At 58.7% G+C, this 23806-nt stretch carries 18 protein-coding genes; 10 read left to right on the forward strand and 8 right to left on the reverse strand.

The genetic code is table 11. The features are described from left to right. The first annotated feature begins 1 nt into the window (after nt 1). The 4 genes from NZK35_RS05810 (at nt 2) to NZK35_RS05825 (ending at nt 7296) form a co-directional block, all read left to right on the forward strand. The gene (locus tag NZK35_RS05810; RefSeq protein WP_259631649.1) at nt 2-1306 is read left to right on the forward strand and encodes a DUF1501 domain-containing protein; all 1305 of its coding nucleotides are present in this window, start codon (nt 2-4) and stop codon (nt 1304-1306) included. 149 nt (nt 1307-1455) lie between these two features. After that, complete coding sequence (locus tag NZK35_RS05815; RefSeq protein ID WP_259631650.1) at nt 1456-2085, forward strand: hypothetical protein; 630 nt, start codon at nt 1456-1458, stop codon at nt 2083-2085. Between the two features lie 775 nt (nt 2086-2860). Then, nucleotides 2861-4606, forward strand: a complete 1746-nt coding sequence (locus NZK35_RS05820; RefSeq protein ID WP_259631651.1) for a glycoside hydrolase family 88 protein — start codon at nt 2861-2863, stop codon at nt 4604-4606. Next, nucleotides 4603-7296, forward strand: a complete 2694-nt coding sequence (locus NZK35_RS05825; RefSeq protein ID WP_259631652.1) for a right-handed parallel beta-helix repeat-containing protein — start codon at nt 4603-4605, stop codon at nt 7294-7296. Before NZK35_RS05820 ends, NZK35_RS05825 begins: the two co-directional genes overlap by 4 nt. Before the next feature lie 11 nt (nt 7297-7307). Here the strand turns inward: NZK35_RS05825 and NZK35_RS05830 are convergent, their stop codons facing one another. The 5 genes from NZK35_RS05830 to NZK35_RS05850 form a co-directional block, all read right to left on the reverse strand. Next, a complete protein-coding gene (locus NZK35_RS05830) occupies nt 7308-7685 on the reverse strand; it encodes a hypothetical protein (RefSeq protein WP_259631653.1) in 378 nt (125 codons plus the stop codon). 380 nt (nt 7686-8065) lie between these two features. Next, nucleotides 8066-9550 carry a sulfatase family protein gene (locus tag NZK35_RS05835; protein ID WP_259631654.1) on the reverse strand — a complete coding sequence of 495 codons (1485 nt, stop codon included), beginning with the start codon at nt 9548-9550 and terminating at the stop codon, nt 8066-8068. Between the two features lie 210 nt (nt 9551-9760). Continuing rightward, the gene (locus NZK35_RS05840; protein WP_259631655.1) at nt 9761-10432 is read right to left on the reverse strand and encodes a class I SAM-dependent methyltransferase; all 672 of its coding nucleotides are present in this window, start codon (nt 10430-10432) and stop codon (nt 9761-9763) included. Nucleotides 10433-10470: 38 nt separating this feature from the next. Then, nucleotides 10471-11076 (reverse strand): protein tyrosine phosphatase family protein, encoded by a 606-nt coding sequence (locus NZK35_RS05845; protein WP_259631656.1) that lies wholly within the window; start codon nt 11074-11076, stop codon nt 10471-10473. A gap of 45 nt (nt 11077-11121) precedes the next feature. Further along, nucleotides 11122-11940 (reverse strand): hypothetical protein, encoded by an 819-nt coding sequence (locus NZK35_RS05850; protein ID WP_259631657.1) that lies wholly within the window; start codon nt 11938-11940, stop codon nt 11122-11124. Nucleotides 11941-12205: 265 nt separating this feature from the next. On the opposite strand from NZK35_RS05850, the gene NZK35_RS05855 reads away from it, so the two are divergent. After that, nucleotides 12206-13354: a WD40 repeat domain-containing protein gene (locus NZK35_RS05855; protein WP_259631658.1), complete on the forward strand. Its 1149-nt coding sequence runs from the start codon at nt 12206-12208 to the stop codon at nt 13352-13354. Nucleotides 13355-13395: 41 nt separating this feature from the next. On the opposite strand, the gene NZK35_RS05860 is transcribed toward NZK35_RS05855, so the two are convergent. Together NZK35_RS05860 and NZK35_RS05865 are read right to left on the reverse strand one after the other, a co-directional pair. Further along, nucleotides 13396-14304, reverse strand: coding sequence for a hypothetical protein (locus NZK35_RS05860; protein WP_259631659.1), 909 nt, complete (start codon nt 14302-14304; stop codon nt 13396-13398). Between the two features lie 184 nt (nt 14305-14488). Continuing rightward, on the reverse strand, nt 14489-15994 hold the full coding sequence (locus tag NZK35_RS05865; RefSeq protein WP_259631660.1) for a cryptochrome/photolyase family protein: 1506 nt from the start codon (nt 15992-15994) through the stop codon (nt 14489-14491). A 162-nt stretch (nt 15995-16156) separates the two neighbouring features. On the opposite strand from NZK35_RS05865, the gene NZK35_RS05870 reads away from it, so the two are divergent. After that, the gene (locus NZK35_RS05870; RefSeq protein WP_259631661.1) at nt 16157-16372 is read left to right on the forward strand and encodes a hypothetical protein; all 216 of its coding nucleotides are present in this window, start codon (nt 16157-16159) and stop codon (nt 16370-16372) included. Further along, nucleotides 16372-16716 carry a hypothetical protein gene (locus NZK35_RS05875; protein WP_259631662.1) on the forward strand — a complete coding sequence of 115 codons (345 nt, stop codon included), beginning with the start codon at nt 16372-16374 and terminating at the stop codon, nt 16714-16716. Before NZK35_RS05870 ends, NZK35_RS05875 begins: the two co-directional genes overlap by 1 nt. A 94-nt stretch (nt 16717-16810) precedes the next feature. Here the strand turns inward: NZK35_RS05875 and NZK35_RS05880 are convergent, their stop codons facing one another. Continuing rightward, the gene (locus NZK35_RS05880; protein ID WP_259631663.1) at nt 16811-18292 is read right to left on the reverse strand and encodes a DASH family cryptochrome; all 1482 of its coding nucleotides are present in this window, start codon (nt 18290-18292) and stop codon (nt 16811-16813) included. A 229-nt stretch (nt 18293-18521) separates the two neighbouring features. Here NZK35_RS05880 and NZK35_RS05885 point away from each other — a divergent pair, with 229 nt between their 5' ends. Genes NZK35_RS05885 through NZK35_RS05895 form a run of 3 tightly spaced genes read left to right on the forward strand, consistent with a single transcriptional unit; the run spans nt 18522 to nt 23762 of the window. After that, a complete protein-coding gene (locus NZK35_RS05885; RefSeq protein ID WP_261364591.1) occupies nt 18522-19541 on the forward strand; it encodes a ligase-associated DNA damage response exonuclease in 1020 nt (339 codons plus the stop codon). Continuing rightward, nucleotides 19538-21136: an ATP-dependent DNA ligase gene (locus tag NZK35_RS05890; RefSeq protein WP_259631665.1), complete on the forward strand. Its 1599-nt coding sequence runs from the start codon at nt 19538-19540 to the stop codon at nt 21134-21136. The genes NZK35_RS05885 and NZK35_RS05890 overlap by 4 nt, the downstream gene beginning before the upstream one ends. A 4-nt stretch (nt 21137-21140) precedes the next feature. Beyond that, complete coding sequence (locus NZK35_RS05895; protein ID WP_259631666.1) at nt 21141-23762, forward strand: ligase-associated DNA damage response DEXH box helicase; 2622 nt, start codon at nt 21141-21143, stop codon at nt 23760-23762. Nucleotides 23763-23806: the final 44 nt, after the last annotated feature.

The raw sequence follows: 23806 nt of genomic DNA on the forward strand, positions 1-23806 counted from the left end.
CATGACACCTTTCACACGACGCGACGTTCTGGCCGCCGGTGCCGCAACGGCGAGCGGATTAGGCCTTTCGGCGCTGGGGTTCGCCAATCCATCCAGCCAGGAGTCGGCCGCGAAGCTGCTCCGCGGCAAGACCGAGCACGTGATTTCGATCTGGCTTGGTGGCGGTATGGGCCAGATCGATACGTTTGATCCCAAACGCAAGGGCGACGCGTCCAAGAAACAAGCCGGTTCGTATTACGAATCGATCGATACCGCCGTCGACGGTGTGCGCGTCTGCGAACACCTGTCGAAGCTGGCTCCGTTGATGGACCGTGTCACGGCCGTCCGCAGTGTGCATCATGAGATGATCGACGAGCACGCCGCGGCCACCAACCGAATGCACACCGGTCGGCCGATCAGCGGAACGGTGACCTATCCGTCGCTGGGATCGATCATCGCACACGAACGCGGGGCCGCCGGAGATGGTGCACCGCCGTACGTCTTGATCGGCTACCCGAACGTGACGCGTGGTCCGGGGTTTCTGGGGGCGCGTGACAGTTATCTGTATCTGACCGACACCAGCCGAGGTCCGGCCGGTTTGAGTCGTCCCGACGGGATCACGCCGCAGCGGCAATCGCGACGCGAACGGTTTCTGGCGACGCTGCAGCGAAATGGCGATCCGACTGCCGAGCAACGGCTGCTCGATTACGACGCGGCCATTCGCCAGAGTCTGGAATTGAGCGGTCCGAGTTTCAACCGCGTGTTCCAACTCGATCGCGAACCGGCCGATCTGCGGACACGCTACGGCGGCGAGTTTGGTCAGCGCTGTTTGCTCAGCCGTCGGCTGGTCGAGCGTGGGGTGCGTTTCATCGAAGTGTCACACAACTTGAACTTTCTCAACGGTGCGGGCTGGGATGTGCACAACGCAGGGATCTTGCAACAGCACAAGTTGATTCAGGAAATGGACACCGCGGTATCGACGTTGATCCTGGACCTGGAAGAAAAGAAGCTGCTGGATAAAACGCTGATCGTGATCACGAGCGAGTTTGGTCGTCCGCCGGAATTCGATAGCGGCGGTGGTCGCGGCCATCAAGGCACCGCATTCAGTTGTATCCTTGCCGGTGGTGGTCTGGCGCACCGCGGCGCCTGGGGCGAAACCGATGAGCTGTCAAAAAAGATCGTGTCGGATCCCGTCGGTGTGCCTGATTTCTTCGCCACAATCTGCGCCGCGGCCCAGGTCGACTATCGCAAGAACCTGTACGCCGGCGACCGCCCGGTCCCGATCACCGACCGCGGCGAACCGATCGCGGCGTTGCTACCGGCGTAGTGCTCGATGCAGTGGCGGCGAGACGCGGCAGGAAACGAATGGTGGAGGGCCGCAGCGTTTTTGAAGCAGTTTTTAGTAGATTGGCGGTCGAGCACCTGCCAGAATAGTCGGGTCATGATCACAGCATCGGTGCCAATCGGAGAAAAACAGTGAGCCTGCGGACGTTATCATTCCTCGCCAGTATTGCCTTTTGTCTTCAGCCGAATGTCGCATCACGCGCCGATGACAGCCTTCCGCAGGTTCAGTCCTCGGAGCATCTGATTGCCACCGAGCTTGACCAACACGCAACCGATATCCGAGCGGTTGATCGACGATTTCTAGACGCCCAGGATCGCTTGGAGAAATCGTACATTCAAGAACGGAAATCGCTCCGCGAAACGCTGATGCGACGTTTAAATAAGCGAAAGAAGGCCCATACGGAGGACGGGGACTTAGACATCGCCGTTGCCATCCGCGATCACATCGAACGAATTGAAGCAACCAAGATTGTTCCACCGAATCAGAAGTCGACGCACGCGATCGGCTCGCAACCGGCCGGAGCTCCTGCCATCTTGGGGACTTGGCGTTGGAACAACGGTGTGGATATCGAGAATCTGGTCAATGGACAAACCAATGGCGCCGGGACTTGGCGATTGATCGATCCAAAGAAACAGACCTACGAATTTCGTTGGAAACGGATTCCCCCGGATCGGGTCACGCTTTCGCCAAACGGTCGCGTTCTGGAAGGAACGAAGGCTCACGATCCAAGCTTTCGGGTGTGGGCGGTCCGCATCGATTGAGCGATTCGTTGAATCGTAACCCCTATCGATCACCGTCCACCGAATCGGTTGCCGAGCCGTCTGTTTCTCCGCCGCGTCATTCCGTGATTCGGTTCTGGTTGTACTTCCACGTTGCAGCGGTCGTCCTATCCGGCGTCTTCTCTCTCGTTGACACCCGCGTCCTTCTGGTTCCGCAGGCTGCAGGCGAGATACTTCAATGGTTTGTCTTTCCTCTCTTCGCCGCTTTCTTGATTTGCCCCGTCGCCATTGTGATTTGCACGCTTCGATCGTCCCTCAGCTCCGAAATACGTTTCGCAGTATTCGCCCTCGAAACCATCGTCTTTTTTGCCCACCTCTATTGCTTAGTTCCAGCGATCCAGTAACGCGACAATCTAGCCAGAAGGGATGTCAATATTATTACTGAAGGATATCTAAAAAATACACTGGCTCCTCTCTCCCCGAAAAACGTCGAATTCGCGAAGCGTCGTTCGTTTTTTGAAGGGAGGGGCTGGGGGTGGTCGGCAACACATATGGGCCGCAATGGTATCGAATGGAACTGCCCGCCCGTATGCTCAACGATGAGTGATTTGAGCTGCAAATTCGATCATCAGCCCCCTCATCCCCAGCCCTTCTCCCCCACAAATCGACAAGCAAGCTTGTTACGATTTGCGGGGGAGAAGGGTGCCATTATGTTGTAGGACGCTAAAGCCTGTTGCGTTGATCAGCGGTGGCTGACCGGCATGATGTTGCTGCCGACGCGCGTTCAATCTTCTTTGCCCTCCCGTTGCTTCCCACCATGAATCTCTATCCCATCCGCCTGGCGTCCGCGATTGCGTTTTGCTTCTTGCTCGGTTGGTCCGTTCGCGGTGAGTCCCGCGCAGCGAACGCCCTCGGCGAAACGATTTCTCAGTACTCCATCGCAGGCGTCGTACGGTCGTCGATCGGAGTCACCCGCACGGACACGCCCATCCCGTGTTTGCTTTCTCCCGAAAGCCTGGATGCCGACTCGAAGAAGTTTCACATCCTGCTGGTCGGTGGTCTCGACGGGGACCTCGCCTCGGTTCGACTGGCGCTCGAGTCGATGGTCGCGTTTCAAAAGGATGAAAAACTCTCGAAACGCTATACTGTTTCTTGTGTCCCTTGCGCGCGCCCCGACGCGTTGGATCACGAACCGATCCATGCGCAGTCGTTTCCACCGAGTGGGAATGCATACAACCAACCGGACAATGACGTCGCCCATTATCTTTGGCGGTGGATCGGCATGCACGCCCCGGATCTGGTGATCGATCTCCGCGGTGACGGCAGCGAAGCATGGGTTTATCCGAACCAGCCGGTGAAACTGTTGGAAGCGATCCGGTCGAATGGATTGGACATCAGCGACCGGCTGGCCAAACCGGACTCGTTGGTCGCCGCGCTCGCCCAGAGCAAGCCGTCGGGGACGGGATCGATTCCAGCATTGCAAACCGGCAGCCGCCAAGCGATTGCCTGGATCACCACCGCACTCGATCGCGTGTCGCTGCCGCCTTCGCAAGCCCGCAACGAGATCAAGCGTCGACTGGCGCGATCGCCGCTTGAAATTGCTCAGGAACTGTCGTTGGTCTATGGGCATCAACTCGATAGCGTCCAGTACATCCCCGCCCTGGCCGTGATCGGTCGCATGCGAGTGGGCGAATTGACGGACGACCCTCAACCGTTGCGCGACGCCATCAAGCTGGGTGCGCCGTATCTCCGCGGGGAAAAGGAATCCATGCCGCCCAAACTGAACGGCAGCACGTTGTCGGGACACCTCGTATTCTCAGAACTTGCCCGACGCACCGGTGACAACCGCTGGACGAGCCTGGCGAAGAAGGCGGCCGATGACGGGTTCGACGCCGACGGTCGGCCGAAGGAGTCGATGCCGTTTCACAATGAAATGAGCGATGCGGTTTTTATGGGCTGTGCGATTCTGGCCGAGGTCGGTGCGCTGACCGCGGACGCCAAGTATGTGGAGCAATGTGTGCGGCACTTGCAGTTCATGCAGACGCTCTGCCTCCGCGATGATGGCCTGTACCGTCACTCGCCGCTCGATGAAGCCGCCTGGGGACGCGGCAACGGTTTTCCGGCGCTCGGGATGGCGTTGTCATTGAGTGCCATTGCAGAAGACACGCAAGCCCATCGCGTGTTCTTGGATTCGTATCGAGACCATTTGCAGGCTTTGAAACAACACCAGGACCCGACGGGCGCTTGGCATCAGGTGATTGATCGCGAAGAGAGTTACCGAGAGTTCACCAGCACCTGTATGATCACGTTCGCAATCGTTCGCGGTCTGCGACGGGGATGGCTTGCCCCACAGGAATGGACGCCCGTGGTGGAAAAGTCTTGGTCCGCGATCAAGTCACGGATCGGATCGGGCGGACAACTTGTCGATGTTTGCACCGGAACCGGAAAACAGAAGACGGTTCGAGATTATTATGACCGCACGGCGATTCTCGGCCGCGATGACCGTGGCGGTGCCATGGCATTGCTCGTTGCAACCGAGATCGCGTATTGGGAGAAGGAATGATGCGTTTGATTTGTCGTGCCGTTTTGTTGTTGTTGATGGGGCCGCTCGCAGCGACCGTGATGGCTGACCAGACGGGCATCCACTTCTACGTTTCCCCCGACGGGCTGGATACGCAATCGGGTGCTTCGCAGCAGCCGTTTGCCTCGATCGCACGGGCGCAGCAAGCGGTGCGAGAGGTTCGTGCCGCCGGTGGTGATCAAGCCGTGACGGTTCACCTGCGCGGCGGTCACTATCGATTGAACCAGACGATCCAATTTACTGCAGCCGATTCGGGAGCTTCACCGCAGCGTCCGGTGCGTTATCGCGGCGAGCCCGGTGGCGAAGTGATCTTGTCCGGCGGACGTGCGATCGATGGATGGCAGTTGGATCCAGAGCACCCCGGGTTGTGGAAGACACGCGTCGCGGCGCCGCGATCCGGGGACGACGAAGATTGGCGATTTGAACAGTTGTGGATCAATGGACGTCGGGCGACGCGAGCGAGGACGCCGAACGATGGGGAGTTTTTCACATTGTTGGGCGTCGGTGAAATGCCCCTGCAAGCGTCGCCTCCGAGGCTGAAGCATACCTTCGCCACCCGCGCAAGCGACTTGGATTCGCTGCAAGACACGGATTCGGATGCGCTCCACGATGTCCAAGTCGTCGTCTATCACAAATGGGACACGACGCGTGAATGGTTGCAATCGTGCTCGCCCGGCGACGGCTCGTTCACGACGCACGGCTCACCGATGAAGTCTCACAATCCGATGAACCGCGATTGTTTGTACTTCCTCGAAAACTATATCGGTGCACTCGATACCGCCGGCGAATGGTTTTTGGATCGGCAGGGATGGTTGTTTTACCGTCCGCGCGAAGGCGAGACGATCGAGACGGTCAACGCGGTGGCCGCCGAACTGCCGCGTTTGTTCGAATTCCAAGGTGACGTCGACGATCCCGAACGGCACGTCAAACACATCCATTTCGAAGGACTGACACTGCGGCACGCCGAGTATCGCATTCCCGGTGAAGGCATTCGTCCGAATCAAGCGGCGATGAACGTCGATGCCACCGCGATCCAGCTCGATGGTGCCCGCCAGATTCACTTCACCGATTGCGCGATCGAACACATCGGCGGCAGCGGATTTTGGTTTCGCCAGGCGTGTCGCGATTGTCGCGTCGAACGAACGCGAGTCTTTGACGTCGGTGTGAGTGCGGTGCGGATCGGCGAGACAGAGTTGGTCCCCGAGCCGGTGCGGACGTCGGGAATCACGGTCGACAACTGCATCCTCCACCGCGGCGGGCGAATCTTGCCGTGTGCCGTGGGGGTCTGGATCGGGCACAGCAGCGACAACGCGATCACGCACTGTGACATCGCCGATTTTTACTACACCGCGGTGTCGGTCGGTTGGCGTTGGGGTTATGCCGACAGCGGTGCGAAACGCAACCGCATCGAGTTCAACCATCTGCATCACATCGGTTACCGCATTCTCAGCGACATGGGAGGCGTTTACACGTTGGGGCCGTCGGAGGGGACCCGTGTCAGCGGCAACGTGATCCACGACGTCTATGCGACCCGCTACGGCGGTTGGGGGCTGTATCCCGACGAGGGCAGTTCGCACATCGTGTTCGAGAACAACTTGGTGTACGACGTCCGCGACGGCGGGTTTCATCAGCACTATGGTCGCGAAAACATCGTCCGCAACAACATCCTGGCGTTCAGTGAAGAAGGCCAAGTCGCGGTGACGCGGGCCGAGCCGCATCTCTCGTTCACGTTCGAGCGGAATTTGGTTTACTTTGACGAAGGTCGGTTGCTCGGTTATTCCGGCTGGAACAACGGTTCCAAAGTCGCGATGGATCACAATCTTTATTGGCGTGCCGGCGGCCAGCCCTTCGACTTCGCCGGCAAGACGTGGCGGCAATGGCGTGACGCGGGCCACGATCAAGAGTCGATCATCGCCGATCCGATGTTTGTCGACGCCGGTCAACGAGATTTCCGACTGCGGCCTGGATCGCCAGCGTCCAAGATCGGTTTCGTCCCGTTCGACATCACGTTGGCTGGGGTTCAAGGCGATCGGGCTTGGAAAGATCTCGCCGCGGCGACAACTTTCCCCGAGCCCTATCAGGTTCCGCCGCCGCAACCGATCGACGTTCGCGATCATTTTGAAACCGATCACCCACTGTCACTGATGAGTCTGGCGACATTGTCAGACGAAGGCCGTAAGTCACTGTTTTCCGTCGTACCGACACCTGGTGGCAAAGGCCGCAGCTTGAAGGTGCAAGATGCGGTGGACATGCGGGCTGCGTTCAATCCCCATTTTTATTGGGATCCCCATTACACGCAGGGGAAATCGAGATTGAGTTTCCGCATCCGTCTGGAACCGAGCGTCACGGTGTCGTGTGAATGGCGCAGCAGCACCAGTCCGTATCAAACCGGTCCAAGTCTGCAGTTGAGCGAAACCGCGGTGTACAGCCGTGGCCAAAAACTAATCGACATCGAAGCGGGGACTTGGTTGCAGGTCACGATGGAATCGATGCAAGGCATTCGCAATGCTCGTTGGCAGGCGACGTTTGTGTTGCCCGACGGCCGGCGGCAGCAGGTGACGGATCTGACATGTGATCCCGACTGGACCGAGACCCGTTGGGTCGGTTTCATCGCGTCGGCGCGCAGCAATGGTGCGTTCTATCTGGACGACGTCGAGATGCAGAACGAGTGAGTTTGTGCGTGTCAGATCTGTTCTGAGTGGATGGTTTCGGCCAACGGCCGTTTACATCCATAGCCTTGGGCATCGCCCTGCGGATTACCCAATTTCTGCATCAAGTCGTAGGTGATGCCCGGAGGGCAGGCACAGTGTTTGCCGGCGGTGTGAACCGCCGGTTGAATGTCGCCTCCACCACTCCAGCCCTGGAAGGGCGACACAGTCCAGGCGGCGGTCTCGACCGCGTGCTTACTGTGTCGGCCTTCCAGGCCTGCGGCGAAATTGCATTGGAATCCGGGCCCTGACGGGCCCGGCAAACACTCTATCAGCCCGCTGGGCTTTGCATACTGAAGGGGTTGGTCACCTTGCTGACTTTTGCGATCGGCCGCGTTTAATTGACCCACCATGCGATTGACAAAGAATGTTGTGCATGGCCGTTGGCCAAATCAAACCTCATTGCGATGAGGTTCCTGGGGCGGCACAACCCTCGCAAATGCTCGGTTTGCTTGCCCCAGGCTATGGATATGCATGCCCTTTGGGCAAAAGGCGACTTGTGTAGATACCAATGCCTGGCAGGAGGGTCGAGCGAAGCGAGGGGAGGTCGATTGTACAAGTGACCGATTTGATCGTAGCGGAAGGCGCCAAGACTTTTGCAGCGTGAGCCCTCTCTGGCGTTTGCTTGCTGCGCAAACGCCGTCTCTCCCAAAGGGAGAGAATCAAAATGGGTGGCCAAAAGCTGCCGCTATACAATCGATGTCCCCTGCGGTGTGGCTTCTTCACGATTGTCTTACTTCGTCGATTCTTTTCTCAGAAAGTCATATTCCGGCGAAACACATCTGCCTTTGGACGACTGATACACCAACCGCAGCGACGCTCGGCTTTCTGGATAACGTCCCTTGTCGTCGGTCGCCTGTTCCCACTGCCGCAGTTTGCGGCGATGTTCGTTCAGCACGGAATCGTAGTCGGGGTTTTCCGCCAGATTGACGGTCTGGTGGGGATCCGTTGTCAGCTCGTAGAGCTCTTCTTCGGGGCGATGTTCCGCATCGTAGTACGACGCCTGCAACGGGCTGAGTTTTCCGGCGGCGAGCAGCTCGCGCAGTGTGACGAATGTCGGATAGTTTTCGCGGTACTGCGGCTGGTAAAGGGCGCGATCGGTTTTGTAGTTTCGGATGTATCGGAACTTGTCCGAACGCACGGTGCGAATGCGGTCGATCGCATTGCCCATCCGGTCGCGGGCTGAAATCACGTATCGACGTGGTTGAAAGTCGTCGGCGAACAGATCGCGTCCCTCCATGAACGGCGGGATGTCAATTCCCGCCAGTCCGAGTGACGTGGTGGTGATGTCGATTCCGCTGACCAGGTCCGACCGTGTTTGGCCATGATTGGTGATTCGATCGGTGCCACCGGGCCACTGAACCACCAAAGGAATCTTGGTGCCGTCCTCGTACAAGAACTGTTTCGCTCGGGGTAGCGGGCTGCCGTGGTCGGTGAAGAAGAACACGGCGGTGTTTTCCCACAGTCCGTACTCTTTCAGTGCCGACAGGATGGCGCCGACTTGCGCGTCGGTTTCGGCAATTTGTTCGTAGTGCCGTGCGATCGCGTTGCGGAACACGGGGTGATCGGGATACTGCGGCGGCACGGTCACTTGATCTTCCGAGACGCGACTGATCGCGGGATACTTGGATCCCGTCTCGCCTTCGATCTTTCCGCCTTTGAGTTGGATTTGGCCGAAGAACGGTTTGCCTTGCAATTGTTTTAACCAGGAAACGTCACGGCCAACCATGTGGCTGTTGACTTGTTTGCGGGTGGGGCGATTGAATCCGGGCGAGTACAGGATATCTCGATCACGGGCGAAATTGTAATCGTCTTTTGCTTCGTTGAACGTCAGGTATCCGGCATCACGAAAGAGTTCCGGGACGGTCACCACACCGTCGGGCAATGGTTTTTTGATCATGGTGCGATGTTGATGCAGACCGTGGGTCGTTTGCATCGTGCCGGTGATCAAGGCCGATCGGGTGGTGGAGCAAACCGGGGCCGGCATGTAGGCGCGGGTGAACTTCACGCCGCCGCTGGCCAGGCTGTCGATGTGGGGCGTCTCAGCAATCCGATCGCCGTAGCATCCCACCCAGTCACTCATGTCATCGACATAGATCCATAAGATGTTGGGTCGTTCCGCCCGGGCATTGCCAATCAGGAACGAACACAGCGCCGCAGCCACAACGGCTGCGAGGTGAGGAAGACGCAAACGTGGTCGAAACGGAAAATTCATCATGCAAAGGGGCGAGAGGGGGAGAGACGGTCAAACATCGCCAGTGCCGCACCGCCAATCGGTCCGCGCGACGTTCAGGAGGGATGCCGTTTCTATGATAGCTGCCTTTCGCCGGTTCGTTCGAGGCCCAAGCCACGGACTGCGAGGACCGAATCGCCGTCCCCGTCGGGATGAGTGGTCGGGCAATCGTTCCAGGTCTCAGATCCAACCGACTCACGCGCCCGTGGCTTCGCCTCGTGGTTCTTCAATCTTTGTCCAGACAAAGGATTGAAGTGGCGGCAAGTTCATCGGGATGATTTCCGTCTCGGGAGGGCCGAACAGAGGGCGGGCGTAGTCTTTCACATCGGACGCCAATTGATAGGCGATGAACACGCCGCCTGGACGGAGCACCTCGTGGACCGATTGGGTGATCCGCTTGGCATCCATCGGCGACAGATAGCTGAACGGGATGCCCGAAATGGCCACGTCGACCGTTCCGAAATCATGGCGAGCGACGATGTCGATCAAGTCGCAGGCGTCGGCGATTTCAACCGTCAGCCGAGGGTCGGTGATGGTACCCAGCGATTCGGCAAAGGCATCTGTTTTCTCGATCGCCAGAAGCTGTGCATCCGAACGCATCGAAGCCAACAAAGCTTGCGTCGTGCCACCGTCTCCCGGTCCAAGCTCGATGAGACGGCTCGCCTGACGGACGCAATCGCGATCGGCCAAGTGCTCCCTCAAGAACGGTGAACTGGGGCATAGCGTGGCGACTTCCATCGGGTTTCGCAGCCATGCTTTCAGCACGCACCATACACGCTCGGCGAACGACGGCTGTGCCGAGGGAGTGGGGGCGGAGACAGGCGGGGGCGTTCCAGGAGGCGTGGAACAGGGAATGGCGGTGGGCACGGGGGGACCGTTGGAGGGAGGGTTCGTTGGGGGGGAGATTAATTGGAATGGTTGTCGACGTAGTTCTTGACGAACTGACGCAGATCTTCTTGTTCGCACTCAAACCCCATCTGCTCGGCCTGTTGGAGTGTTTGTTCGCCGCTCATCCCCTGCTCGGCGGCAAGGTGCATCATCACCATCGCCCCGGCGCGTTTCCCGCTTTTGCAATGGGCGAACACGGGTTTGGGCAACGTAACATAGTGTTGGCGAAACCGATCGACGCGTTCGTTTTCCATCGAGCCCATGGCGACGGGAACGTGCAGGTAGTCCAAGCCCTGTGCTTCCACTTGCTTTCCTTCGGCGTCTGGTGAAAGCGGCTGATCGTCTTCACCCTCGGTGCGGAAGTTGATCACCGATTTGTAGCCCTGCTCGTGGAGCCGTCGGAGTTCGTCTTCAGTCGGTTGGCCGCCAACGGTCACTTCGTCATTGATCTTCATCGTGTCTTGCATGGAGTTCTCCTTTAAATGGATCGAGTGCCACGGCGTCGATTCACCCTTTGGCGGTTCGACCCGTGCAACTTCGACGAGGGCAATTTCGATGAAGACAGAGAGCAACTGACGTACCGACTGGCGGTGGAAATGGCTGCGACGCGAAAACGTCGGCACATCTGGTCTCTCGGCAATCAGGTTGGTTGCCGGGGATGCAGGGGGCTAGCCGGCCCAGAAAAACAGCGCCATCAAGTAGGCGAACAGGCCGACCGGGTAGACGAATCCCACATTGGCCATGTTGGAACCGGTCAGGTTGTCGAGGGCTTCTTGGGTGTCGTTCAGCTCACCGAGTTGTCCATCCCGTTTGGAGGCCGCGTAGACGGCAAAGAAGCTGACCATTTCCGGGATGCTGGTGACGACTCCGAGAATCCAGCCGGCGATCGCGGGGCGCACCTTCAACTCTTCGACAACCGTTTTGGTGGCATCGCCCAGGAACATTCCGGCAACCGCGATGGCGATCAACGTGGTCACCCCCAACGTGATCCCGATGTGAAGACTGCCGACAGCCTCCAACGACTCCTCTTTTTGTTTGGCGGGGCGATTGACTCGCCTGTCCACCAATTGATAGACGACAAAGAAACCCAGCAGGACGGGAACCAGGTACCACTGGCTGTCCATGCCCAATTGCATCAGCACGATGGGGACGGCGACGGCCAAGCCGGCAAACAGAATTTCGTCGAGAAATCGGATGTTGAAGAGCTTGCCGAATTGCCGGTAAAAGGTCACCGCCAACAGCATCAGGACGACGTTGATGATGTTGGAACTGGCGATGTTCCACAGCCCCGCTTCCCAGACGCCGGCCAGCCCCGCGGCGACCAGACAGACCAATTCGGGCACGGAGGTCGCGTATCCGGTCAATTGGCCCCGCGCCTTGGCGCTCCAATTCATCGCTCCGGCGATGTGGTCGATGCCGCGCAGCAACCCGTACTTGACGAGCAAGATGATCGCCGCGGCGGAGACGATCATGGTCAGCGCAGGCATTACGTCAATCACTAGGGACTGGGGGAAGGCGATGGGAAACGTGAATCCTCCAATATAGGCTGAATCGCAAATGGTGCCAGATGCGAGGGCGGGACTCCGCAATGGTTGGTGTCCAGCCCTGAGGGACCGTCCAGCTCAAGGCGATCGCTTTTTCGAGTACGATGGCCGTTCCGGGCTGTCGTCCGAAGGGCTCGCCCCGACGAGCTCGAAAGGACGTCGTACAACGCTCCGCTGACCGCATCACACTCAATCGACGAGAACGACCATGAATTCCTCCGCTTCGGCGTCCGACAAGCCGCGGTCGCCGGGTCGCTTGATTCGCTTTGCCATCATTTCGATCGCGATCGTCGCCTTATGTGTTTGGATGATCTTTCCGCCCCTGGAGACACTCCGGTTTCAAAAGTACACGGTGGCGTCGACTCAACCCTTGTCGCTGCCATTGGTCTCGCTTCCCGATGTCGGTTCACGACCCATCCTGGCGTTTTCGGCCGACGGGCAATTGGCCGCCTACTTGTCGAAACGGGCTGATGGAGTCGACGGAGAACTCGAAACACAGATCACCGTCATCGACTTACAAACGGGAACGCCCACCGCGGGGCCGCTGGCGGTTGCGAATTCCCGCACGCCGCCGCACCTGAATTTCAGCCGCGACGGAAACGTTCTCGCCGCGGCCGGTGCGACGGAGGTCCGCGTCTGGGACCTTCGTGATTCGCGCGAGATCACGACGATTGCGGTGCCCGATGTTCGTCTGCAATCACGCCGGTTCGTGGCAGTCAACTCCGATGGCACCCTCATCGCAACGTCTGTTCAAGAGCCGGACGGTGATCCCGGGCTGTGGGTGTTTGGGTGCGAAACGGGGCAGCCACTGATCAAGATGGAGCGTACGTCGGGGACCGCCAACGACGATCGATTCGTGTTCCACCCTACCCAAAACCAGTTGATCGGTGCCGCCGATTCCGACACCGCGGACACCCATCTGTGCGTCTGGGACGTGCAGTCTGGGAAGGTGATACAAGAGATCGTTTCCCGTGAAGACTGCCAAACGCTCGCGTTCGCGTTCGATCCCGGCGGTGACCATCTTGCCGTCGCGATGTATCACGCATCCCGCGAATACTATCCGTATGCGACGACGATCTTTGACTTGGAAACCTGGGCGCCGGTCACGAAAATTGACAACGGAAACTACGTGTTCTGGTTGGCGATCAGCCCCGATGGCAACCACGTCTCGCTCGTCGATGGCAGCGGCGAGGCCTCACTGTGGTCCACCACAAGTGGCATTCGATTGCAAAACTTTCAACTGGGGCTGCCCAGTGCGACCGCGTTCAGCGGAGATGGTGGCGCGTTGCGATTGCTGACCAACTCCGACGATCAATCCGATTCGGCGGAAATCGTGACGCTGCGAGTGGCCGAGTAAGAAGACGCAACGGATGGAAACAAGTGGCGGGTCTGGCTTCGTTACCGCTTGTTGCGAAGACGACGTCCTCGGCGCCCCAGGCCGACCGTCGCGCCAACGGCCAGCAGGAAACCGACGGCCGTCGGTTCCGGGACTGCGGTGATCGAGAGGGTCCGAAGCGAATACCCTTGCGCGGCGACGAGACTGGATAATTGGTCTTCATAGGCCCCGACCAGCGTCGAAAAATTGTCGTAGCGATCACCCGCACCGGCATCGGCTCCCTCGGGCACGTCGATTCCCATGTGCGTGCCGATCAGCCCGATCTGTCCGTCGATTTCGATCAGCGCAGCGTTGCCCGAGTCGCCGCCGAGCATGCCGATCTCGTCACGCCCCAGACCTCCCGTCCCACCATTGGTATCCGTGTCATAGGAAAACCGAATGGTGATGGTGTCGCTGCCGCCGGAATCAAATTGGACGATTTCCAGTCCATCGATGACATTGCGGCCGGCGCGACGTTGAGCATCAAAGGCAAAGAATGTTTGCCCCAGCAGCGCCGCGAGTTCTCCCACCACAATCGGAACCGGCACGATGCTCGGGTCGACATCGGACGAGAGGGTGTGAAGCTGGACGTCGCTGCCGACCGCGGGTTGACCGGGAATAGCAGTCAATAGCTTTTGCGAGCTGATCGATTGGTAGGTTCGTTCCATCCCGTCGGTGCCCCGGAACGTTACTTCGGCGGTGCCGACATGTGCGGCCGTCACATAGTGCCGTGGTGTGATCAAAACGGCTGGCTGAAGTGCCACGCCAGAAAGCTGAGATTCATCAACCAGAAACGACGGGTTCGGCGTTCCGTCACTCAAAAACCTGTCGTGAAATTCCGGATCCAGTCCGTTGATAATCGCGGCGGAACTGTGCGGATGGAGCCACAACAGGGCTATCCCAAGCAGGAGATGCCGACAGATTGAATTCACGACGATCTTCTCGCACAAACAAGGGACCCGGGGAAAGTCAAAACCGCTCCCTACCGTACTCCATCGGCCCAGACGCATCAAATTGCTGGTGAAACGTCGGGACCGGCGGAGGGGGGAGGAGAGAAAAGACAGGTAGGAAGATTTTTGGGGTAGGAAGATTTTGTCGTCTCATGCTCGCCGTACCCTATCCCAGCCCCTCCAAAAACCGTTCCGCGTTCTCGATGTGCCGGTTGCGTTTGTCGGCGTCCATCTTTTTCGCCATGCTGCACATCATCGCCCAGCGTGGGTTCTTGCCCAGTTCTCGGTGATGGTTCCAAATCCATCGCCAGTACAGTCCGTCCCAGATGTCGCACCAGGGAGCGGATTTGTAGTGGCTCATCTTTCGAATGTACGATGAACCCGAAAAGTAGGGCTTGGTGGTGATCAGACCGCCGTCTGCGTTTTGGCTCATCGCATACGCGTTGGGAACCATCACCCAGTCATAGCTGTCGACGAACAGTTCCATGAACCAGCGATAGATGTCGTCGGGGTCGATTTCACACAGAAACATGAATCCGCCCAGCACCATCAATCGTTCGATATGGTGGCAGTACCCCGTTTGCAAGACACGCTGAATCGTTTCATCGATCGGGTCGATTCCCGTTGTCGCGTCATAGAAACATTTCGGCATCGGTCGGTGGTGTTGCCAATGATTGGTCGTCCGCATCTTGACGCCCAAGTCTTGATATGTCGCGCGGATGAACTCGCGCCAGCCGATGATTTGCCGCACGAATCCTTCCAGTGAGTTCAGCGGCACATCGTGGTCCTCGGCGTAGTTCAACGCCTTGTTGAGGACCTCGTCCGGCGTCAGCAAGCCGATGTTGAGTGACGGCGTTAGCACACTGTGCCAGAGCCACGACTGGCCCTCCACGATCGCGTCTTCATAGTCGCCAAAGTTTGTCAGCCGCTTGTCCAAGAATTGTTTCAGCCAGTAGCGTGCCGAGGCGCGAGAGGTGGGATAAAACAGCGTGTCGAGAGAGCCGGGATGATCGCCGAATCGATCTTCGACGTAACTCACTGCTTCCTCATCAAACTCATCGCGTTTGGGCTCTGGAACGGGCGGAATTGAGGAGAGTTCTTGCTTGGGGACCTTCTTGCGATTGTCCTCGTCAAAACTCCATTGATCACCGACCGGGTCATCGCCGTCCATCAACACGTCCAGCCGCTTTCGTTGCCACTTGTAAAAGTCGGCCATGAACCAGCGGTTTTTATCGGACCGATACTCGCTGTTCTGTTCCGGCGTGTTCAAAAAGCCGGGGTTGGGGAGTATTTCCAGATCCAGATTCAGTTCGTCACAAACCGCCTGCACGCGTTTTTCAAAAATAAAATCGGTCGGATGGGCGATTGCAAGGGTTTGGCCGTCGCGCTCTTTCGCCGGAATCGCTTGCTTGAGTTGATCCGCCAGTTTGGGGTTCTCGCGGTCGTAGTCGACGTACCGAGTGCTGAAACCCTTGTCGATCAGTTCCGCTTCATAGCGTTTCATCGTTGCCCGGTGCAGCCACAGCTTTTGCTTGTGGAAAGTTGCCGGGTATCGCCAGTCGCCAAAAAACAGTGAGTCTTCCAGCAACACCACCCGCGACGGTTTCAGACGCAGTCCCGGGTGATCGGAAAACAGTTGATTGGGAAGGATGGCCAGGATCAACGCTGTCACCTCGGGAGGAGTGGGATGTGATTCACAATCGTTTGATTTCGCGGTTGCACTGTAGCGAAGTGGTAATTCTCAGTCGGTCGACAGGGGTGAATCCGCGCGTCGCTTGTCACGCCCCTAGAGTTTCGCCGGGCAACCACAACATTTCTACACACGGAGACTGACATGGCTGAAACGCAAGAGACGAAGAACTGGCCCGAATTGGCGATCGGACTGTACGACAAGCTGACCGGCCGCAATGCCGAGATCAGCTACTCGTTTGACAATTTTGAATTGAATGTCCCCAGTTCAACCGCACCGGATGCACCGAGCGCCCATTGGAAGATGAACGGAACGATCCGCATTTCGACCCGCGATGGTGCCGCCGGCCAAGCGAGCTGATGGTGGACAATCGTGATGCGTTAACGCTGGAAGGCTTGTTGGAATTTGAAGTCCAGGGCCGCTGTTTTTCAGTTTCAGCGGAACCGGAGTTGATCGTCGTCGATTTCCCGGACGTGCAATCACTTCTCGCTGTGACTCGGAACGCAGGTCCCGGCATCTCTCTTCGCTCCCAGCTCAATCGGGTCGGCGAATGGTTGGTGCGGACGGAAAACAAGCTGGACTTGCGGATCGATGGTGAGACTGTCGGGTCGCTCGGATTTGGTGTGCCGTCGGGCCTCTGTTTACTATTGGGCGTCGGGCATTTCCGAGTCGCCTTTCTGACCTTATTGCGGTCGATGTTCTAGAAAGTGGGATGGGCTTCCAGCCTGCCATCTCGATTTCAACAAGCCGGAAGCCTATCCCATCGCAGGGGCAAGTCGTCGGAAGCCTCTCCGGCGATCACTCGACCGCGGCACGGTATAGCGTCTCGTTGTGTTTGGCCGACGCAAATAGGTCAACGATCGGGTTGGGATAGTCAACACCGATCATGCAGTTGAATTGCTGCTGTTGGTCGCGTGACATTTCCCAAGGACGATGGACGTGTGAGTTTGGGACCTTGGCTAGCACCGGCAACCAGTGACGGACGTAATCCCCATTCGGGTCATAGTCGGCGGATTGTTTGAGGGTGTTAAACCAACGAAAGCCGCGAGCATCATTGCCCACGCCGGCGGCATAGTTCCAGTTCCCGTAGTTGCTGCACGGGTCATAGTCGATCAGCATCGATTCAAACCACTCCGCGCCCATTCGCCAGTCGATGCCCAAGTTTTTGGTCAGGAAGCTCGCGACGTTTTGGCGGCCGCGGTTGGACATGAATCCGGTCGCGGAGAGTTCTTGGAGATTGGCGTCGATCAACGGATAGCCGGTCTGCCCCAATCTCCAGCGGTCGAATTCCGCCCAGTGTTCGCGCCAGGGCAACGTTTGCTGTCGCAGTCCGCCGGTTTGAAAAACGTGGGCGCCATGCTTGGCGGTGATGCAGGCGAAATAATCACGCCAGAGCAGTTCAAAAACCAACCAATACGTCGACTCATTCTTCACTCGCTGCTGTTCATAGCGGCAGACTTCTTGATGAATCCGCCGTGCCGAAATGCAGCCGGTCGCCAGCCACGGCGAGAATTTTGATGAATCATCGGCGCGCAACATGCCGTTTCGCGTCTGCTTGTAATGTCGCAACTGGTCGAGTTGCCAGATGTAGGTTTCGATCCGTTGCAGCCCCGCCGTTTCGCCTCCGACGTATCGCATCACCGCACGCTCATCGTGCCGCGGTTCCGGAATCTGGAGTTGCGGGATCTGATCAATCTCAACGGAACCGATTCGTGAGGAGAGTTCATCGTTGGCCGCGGGAATGGCGTTCGGTTCGTCGAGCGGCCTTGGAGGAACGATGCGGTTCTCAACCTTCCGGCGGAATTTTGAAAACACCTCGGGGATGTCGTCGATCGGGAACGGCAGGTCGTCGATTGCGTAAAGCGTGCAGGGTGAAGCGATATGCAATGGAACATCGGCAGCGGAGATGGCCTCACCCACACGTTCTTGGATCGAATTCTCTTCCGGCGCGATCTCTCGGTGGAAATAAACAGCCGCGACGTCCAGCGATTCGATCAACTTTGGCAGCAGTCGTTCTGGGTGCCCGACAAACAGGTGCAACCGTGACCCCGCCGCGTCGAGATTCTCGGACAGGTCGTGCAGGGCCTGGCGGAGGAATCGGATCCGATGGGGGCCGACTCGGTCGAAACCGAATGAGGTTTTGGCGAACGATCGGGGGTCGAGCACATAGATCGGCAGGACGGAGCCGCCCTCCCGCTGGGCGTCCCTGCAGGCCTGGACCAGCGGTGGGTGGTCGTGCAGTCGAAGATCGTTGCGAAACCAAACGAGGTGGTGGGGCATGGGTGTCGAGGGCTGCGGGGAAGATCGGGCTCAGGAACCGGTTGATTGTTGGTTTGGGGCGAGTCCCGGGGCCAGACGAAGGCCGGGGGTGGATGGCCTGGTATCATCCCCTACCTCCTTGTTTCGCCCGTTTGTTTCTCCGATCGATCTTCAGTTGCACGTGAGTCGTCCCGCATTCAACCACGATCGGTCTTTCGAAGCCGGGCGCGTCGACGTCAGCTTCGCCCCCCTGCTTCGGCCGACGTCCAGCGGACTGTATTGCGATGCCGGTGACTTTTATGTCGATCCGACTCGACCGGTCGATCGCGCCGTCGTCACGCATGCCCACAGCGATCACGCCCGCTGGGGATGCAGACGCTATCTAGCTGCCGCGGCCAGCGAGCATCTGTTGCGAATGCGCATCAATGATGACGCGGAATTTCAATTCCTGCACTACGGCGAATCGATTTCAATCGGCGGCGTTCGCGTCAGCCTTCATCCGGCCGGCCACATGCTCGGATCGGCCCAGGTCCGCTTGGAGCACCGTGGCAAGATCGCCGTGGTGACCGGCGATTACAAGCTGCAGCGCGATCCAACCTGCCAGGCCTGGGAACCGGTGCGCTGTCATCTGTTGGTGACCGAAACGACGTTCGGGTTGCCGATTTATCGCTGGCCGTCACCGGAATCGGTTCGCGACGAGATCAATGCCTGGTGGCGGCGCTGTCGCGAAGAGGGAAAGTGTTGCGTGTTGTACGGCTACGCCGTCGGAAAAAGTCAGTCGTTGTTGGCGGGGTTGGACACGAGCTTGGGAGAGATCTACACACACGGTGCGGTCGAAAAGGGGACGCAGGCTTATCGCGACACCGGGGTGGATCTGCCTGAAACACGCTACGTCGGTTCTATGCAGGGGAAACGTGATTGGAGTGGGGCCATGGTCATCGCCGTCCCGAGTGCCCACGGATCGACTTGGATGCGGCGGTTTGGTCGCGTCAGTACCGCGATGGCTAGCGGGTGGATGGCGGTGCGGGGATCGCGGCGACGGCGGGCGATGGATCGGGGATTTGTGGTCAGCGACCACGTCGATTGGCAGTCGCTGCTGGTCGCAGTCGATCAATCTGATCCCGAGACCGTTTGGGCGACGCACGGTTACACCGCCGCGGTGGCGCGGTACTTGAACGAGAACGGACGAAAGGCCGACGCGCTCGATTCGGGGGGACGCCGCGAGGGAGACGAAGACGCAGCCGCGGACGCGGCGGAGCCCGCGTCATGATTCGATTCGCTGAACTTTATAACGATCTGGACTCGACCACCAAGACGAACGAAAAGATCGCGGCGATGGTTCGCTATTTCGCCGCCGCGGATCTTTCCGATGCCGCTTGGGCGACCTCTTTTCTGTCCGGCAACAAACTGCGACGCCTGGTGCCGACATCCCTGCTGCGGGGCTGGGCCGCCGAGCAGGCGAGGATCCCCCCGTGGCTGTTCGAGGAGTCGTATCAGGCTGTCGGCGATCTGGCGGAAACGTTTTCACTGGTCGTGCCGCCCGGGAAAACGACAACGGATGAATCATTGACCCATTGGGTCGAGCATCGATTGAAGCCGCTGCGTTGGATGAGTGACGAAGAACAACACACCGCGGTGCTGCGAATCTGGAACGAAACCCCGGCCCGGTTGCGATTGGTGGTGATGAAGTTGATCACCGGAGCGTTTCGTGTCGGTGTCAGTAAGCGATTGGTGACGCGGGCGATCGCCATGCATGCTGGTATTCCAGCCGACGTCATCTCCCATCGCTTGATGGGAGATTTTGTTCCATCGGCCGAATCGTTCGCGTCGTTGATCGATCCAGAGATCCAAGATACCGTTCCCAGCAAACCCTATCCGTTTTGCTTGGCTCATCCGATCGACAACGAAAAAGGCCCGGAGGTTTTGGGCGATGCATCGGAGTACTTGGCGGAGTGGAAATGGGACGGGATCCGTGGACAAGTCATCCGCCGATCCGGCCAGACATTCCTTTGGTCGCGCGGCGAGGAACTGATGGAGAATCGTTGGCCGGAGATCGAGTCGGCCGCCGAGTCGCTGCCCGATGGGACGGTGATCGACGGTGAGATTCTGGCGGCGATTCCCGGCGGTGCGGTGTTGCCGTTTGCTCAACTGCAGCGAAGGATCGGCCGCAAGAAGGTCGGCAAGAAACTGCTCGCCGAAGTCCCCGTCGTTTTTCATGCGTTTGATGTGATGGAGCACCGCGGTGAGGATGTTCGATCGCTTCGCTTTGTCGATCGTCGTGCCCGCTTGGACGAATTGTTGCGTTCGATCGACCACCCCCATCTCAGCGCGACGCAATTGATCGACGGTGAAAGCTGGAACGCGTGGGCTGACATTCGAACGACCAGTCGCCAGCGGTACGCCGAAGGATTGATGTTAAAGAGAAAGGATGCACCGTACGATGTCGGACGTGTTCGTGGCACGTGGTGGAAATGGAAAGTCGCCCCCTACACGATCGACGCCGTGTTGATTTACGCTCAGAAAGGACACGGCCGACGATCAGGGCTGTTCACCGATTACACGTTCGCGCTCTGGGATGACGGCCAGTTGGTGCCCTTTGCCAAAGCCTACAGCGGGTTGGACGACCAAGAAATTCGAAAGGTCGATCAGTTCGTCCGGCAAAACACCAATGATTCGTTCGGGCCCGTCCGCAGCGTCACGCCGACATTGGTGATGGAATTGGCCTTCGAGGGGCTGCAGCGGAGCGGTCGTCACAAGAGTGGCGTCGCGACACGGTTCCCGCGGATCGTTCGGTGGCGTCACGACAAACGGCCCCAGGATGCCAACACCTTGGCGGATCTACTCGAGTTGTTACCGGAAGACTGACGCGATGCTGAAGAGCGAAAACGAAACGCCCTCGCGCGCCGTCGACCGCTACTTTGCCTCGCTGGGCTGGAAGCCGTTCCGATTTCAGCGAAGTGTTTGGCGAGCGTACCAGCAAGGTGCCAGTGGTCTGGTCCATTCCGCGACCGGGACGGGAAAGACGCTAGCGGTTTGGCTGGGGCCGATCCTGAAATGGTTGCGAGAGAATCCTGATCGGTCCAAATGGAATCCGAAACGGCCTCCGCCGCTGAAAGTGATTTGGATCACTCCGCTGCGCGCCCTCGCCGGTGACACCGAGAGTTCGCTTCGCTCGCCGCTGGAGGCGATGGAGATTCCGTGGCGATTGGAATCGCGGACCGGCGACAGCAAGGCCAGTGTGAAAGCGCGACAGTTGAAGCGATTGCCGACGGCGCTGATCACGACACCGGAAAGCCTGTCGTTGATGCTGACGCACGAAAAGTTGTTGCAGCAGTTGGCCGGTGCCGAAGCCGTCATCGTCGACGAGTGGCATGAGTTGCTCGGTACCAAACGTGGCATTCAAACCGAATTGGCCCTCGCGCGGCTCCGTCGGCTCAACCCCGCGATTCGCATCTGGGGCGTCTCGGCGACGCTGGGGAATCTCGATCAGGCGCGGCATGCACTCGTCGGCGTCGAGAGCGAGCAGCCTGTCGATTTAAGCCCGCACGCGTTAGCAAGGGGTCACGCGGCGCCCCTCGCTGACGCGTCGGGCTACCATGGTCACGTTGATTTCGGAACATCGGCTAAATCGACAGGCCGCGGGCGCGACGTGCGTCTGGTTCAGGGTTACAAACGCAAGCGGCTGAAGTTGCAGTCGCTGATCCCCGATCGCATCGATCGATTTCCCTGGTCGGGTCACATCGGGACAAAGATGGTTCCCCAGGTCGCCGAATTGGTCGACGGTGTCAACAGCGTGTTGATCTTTGCGAACACACGATCGCAGACGGAAATCTGGTACCAGCAGTTGCTCGCACAGCGACCGGATTGGGCCGGACGGATCGCATTGCACCATGGCTCGTTGGACCGTTCGGTTCGCCGCTGGGTGGAAGACGGTTTGCGGGAGGGGTCGCTGCGGGCCGTGGTTTGCACCAGCAGTCTGGACCTGGGCGTCGACTTTACCGCGGTGGATTTGGTCATTCAAATCGGCAGCCCCAAGGGCGCCGCGCGGCTGTTGCAACGCGCCGGTCGTAGCGGACATCAGCCGGACGCGGAGAGCCGATTGGCGTTTGTGCCGACCAACGCGATCGAATTGATTGAATTGGCCGCCGCGCAAGATGCGATCAAGAAAGGTCACTTGGAAGCCCGGCCGCTGATCAACAAACCGCTCGACGTGCTCGCCCAACATGTTGTCACGATCGCGATCGGCGGAGGGTTTCGATCCGATGCGTTGCTGGATGAGATCAGATCGAGTTACGCCTATCAATCGTTGAGCGACGAGGAATGGCGGTGGGTGTTGGACTTCGTCGTGCATGGCGGATCGTCGCTGACGGCGTATCCGGAGTTTCATCGTGTCAAGTTGGTCGATGGCCGTTATCAAGTCAGCGAGCGGCGAACCATCACGGCACACCGGATGAACATCGGAACGATCGTTTCGGATGCCTCGATGACGGTGAAGTATCTCAAAGGGACCACGCTGGGGACGGCCGAAGAGAGCTTCTTGTCCAAGCTTGAGCCCGGCGATCGGTTCCTGTTTGCCGGGCGACTGCTCTCGCTGGTCCGCATCAAAGACAACGCGGCGTACGTCAAACGCGCAACCGGCTCTCCCGATACGGTGCCCAGGTGGATGGGCGGACGGATTCCGCTGTCGAGCGAATTGAGTGCCGCGCTGCGCGGGAAGATCGCCGAAGCAGCTGCCGGTGAGTTGATCGGCAGCGAAATGAAGTCGCTGAGGAACCTGCTCAAACTTCAGCAACGCTGGAGCGTGTTGCCGAAACAGGATGAACTGCTGGTCGAGCGGATTCGATCTCGCGGACGCTATCAACTGTTCCTGTTTCCCTTCGAAGGTCGATTGGTTCACGAAGGGCTGGCCGCCTTGTTCGCCTATCGGATCTCGCGATACCAAAAGACAACGCTGACGATGGCGTGCAACGACTATGGATTGGTGCTGGAATCACCGCATGAAGTCGATGTGAAGGAAGCCATCGAGCGCGGATTGTTTTCGACCGAGGAGTTGGTGGGGGATCTTTACAGCAGCATGAACGCGACGGAGATGGCGAAGCGTCAATTTCGCCAGATCGCTCGGGTTGCCGGTCTGATTCATCCGGGGTACCCCGGGCAACCCAAGAAAGCCAGCCATCTGCAGGCGAGCAGCAACCTGTTTTTCGATGTCTTTCACGAGTACGATCCGAACAATCTGCTGTTGCAGCAAAGCCGACGAGAGGTGTTGGAGTTTCAGCTTGAAGCCAATCGAATGCTCGCGGCGCTGGACCGCATCGGCGAAAGCCGGGTGCTGATCCAGACGCCGCGCAAAGTGACGCCGCTGGCGTTTCCGCTGTTGGTCGACAAACTGAGGGAACGCGTCAGCAGCGAATCGTTGCGGGATCGCGTCGCGCGGATGCAAGCGGAATTGGAAAAAGCGGCGGATCGAACGTTGCCGGGCGACCAGGAATAAACAGAGGCGGAAAAGAATTCAGCAAACGTTGGTGTCTAGCCTTC

This window comes from Stieleria sedimenti, assembly GCF_025060895.1.
GTDB lineage: Bacteria > Planctomycetota > Planctomycetia > Pirellulales > Pirellulaceae > Stieleria > Stieleria sedimenti.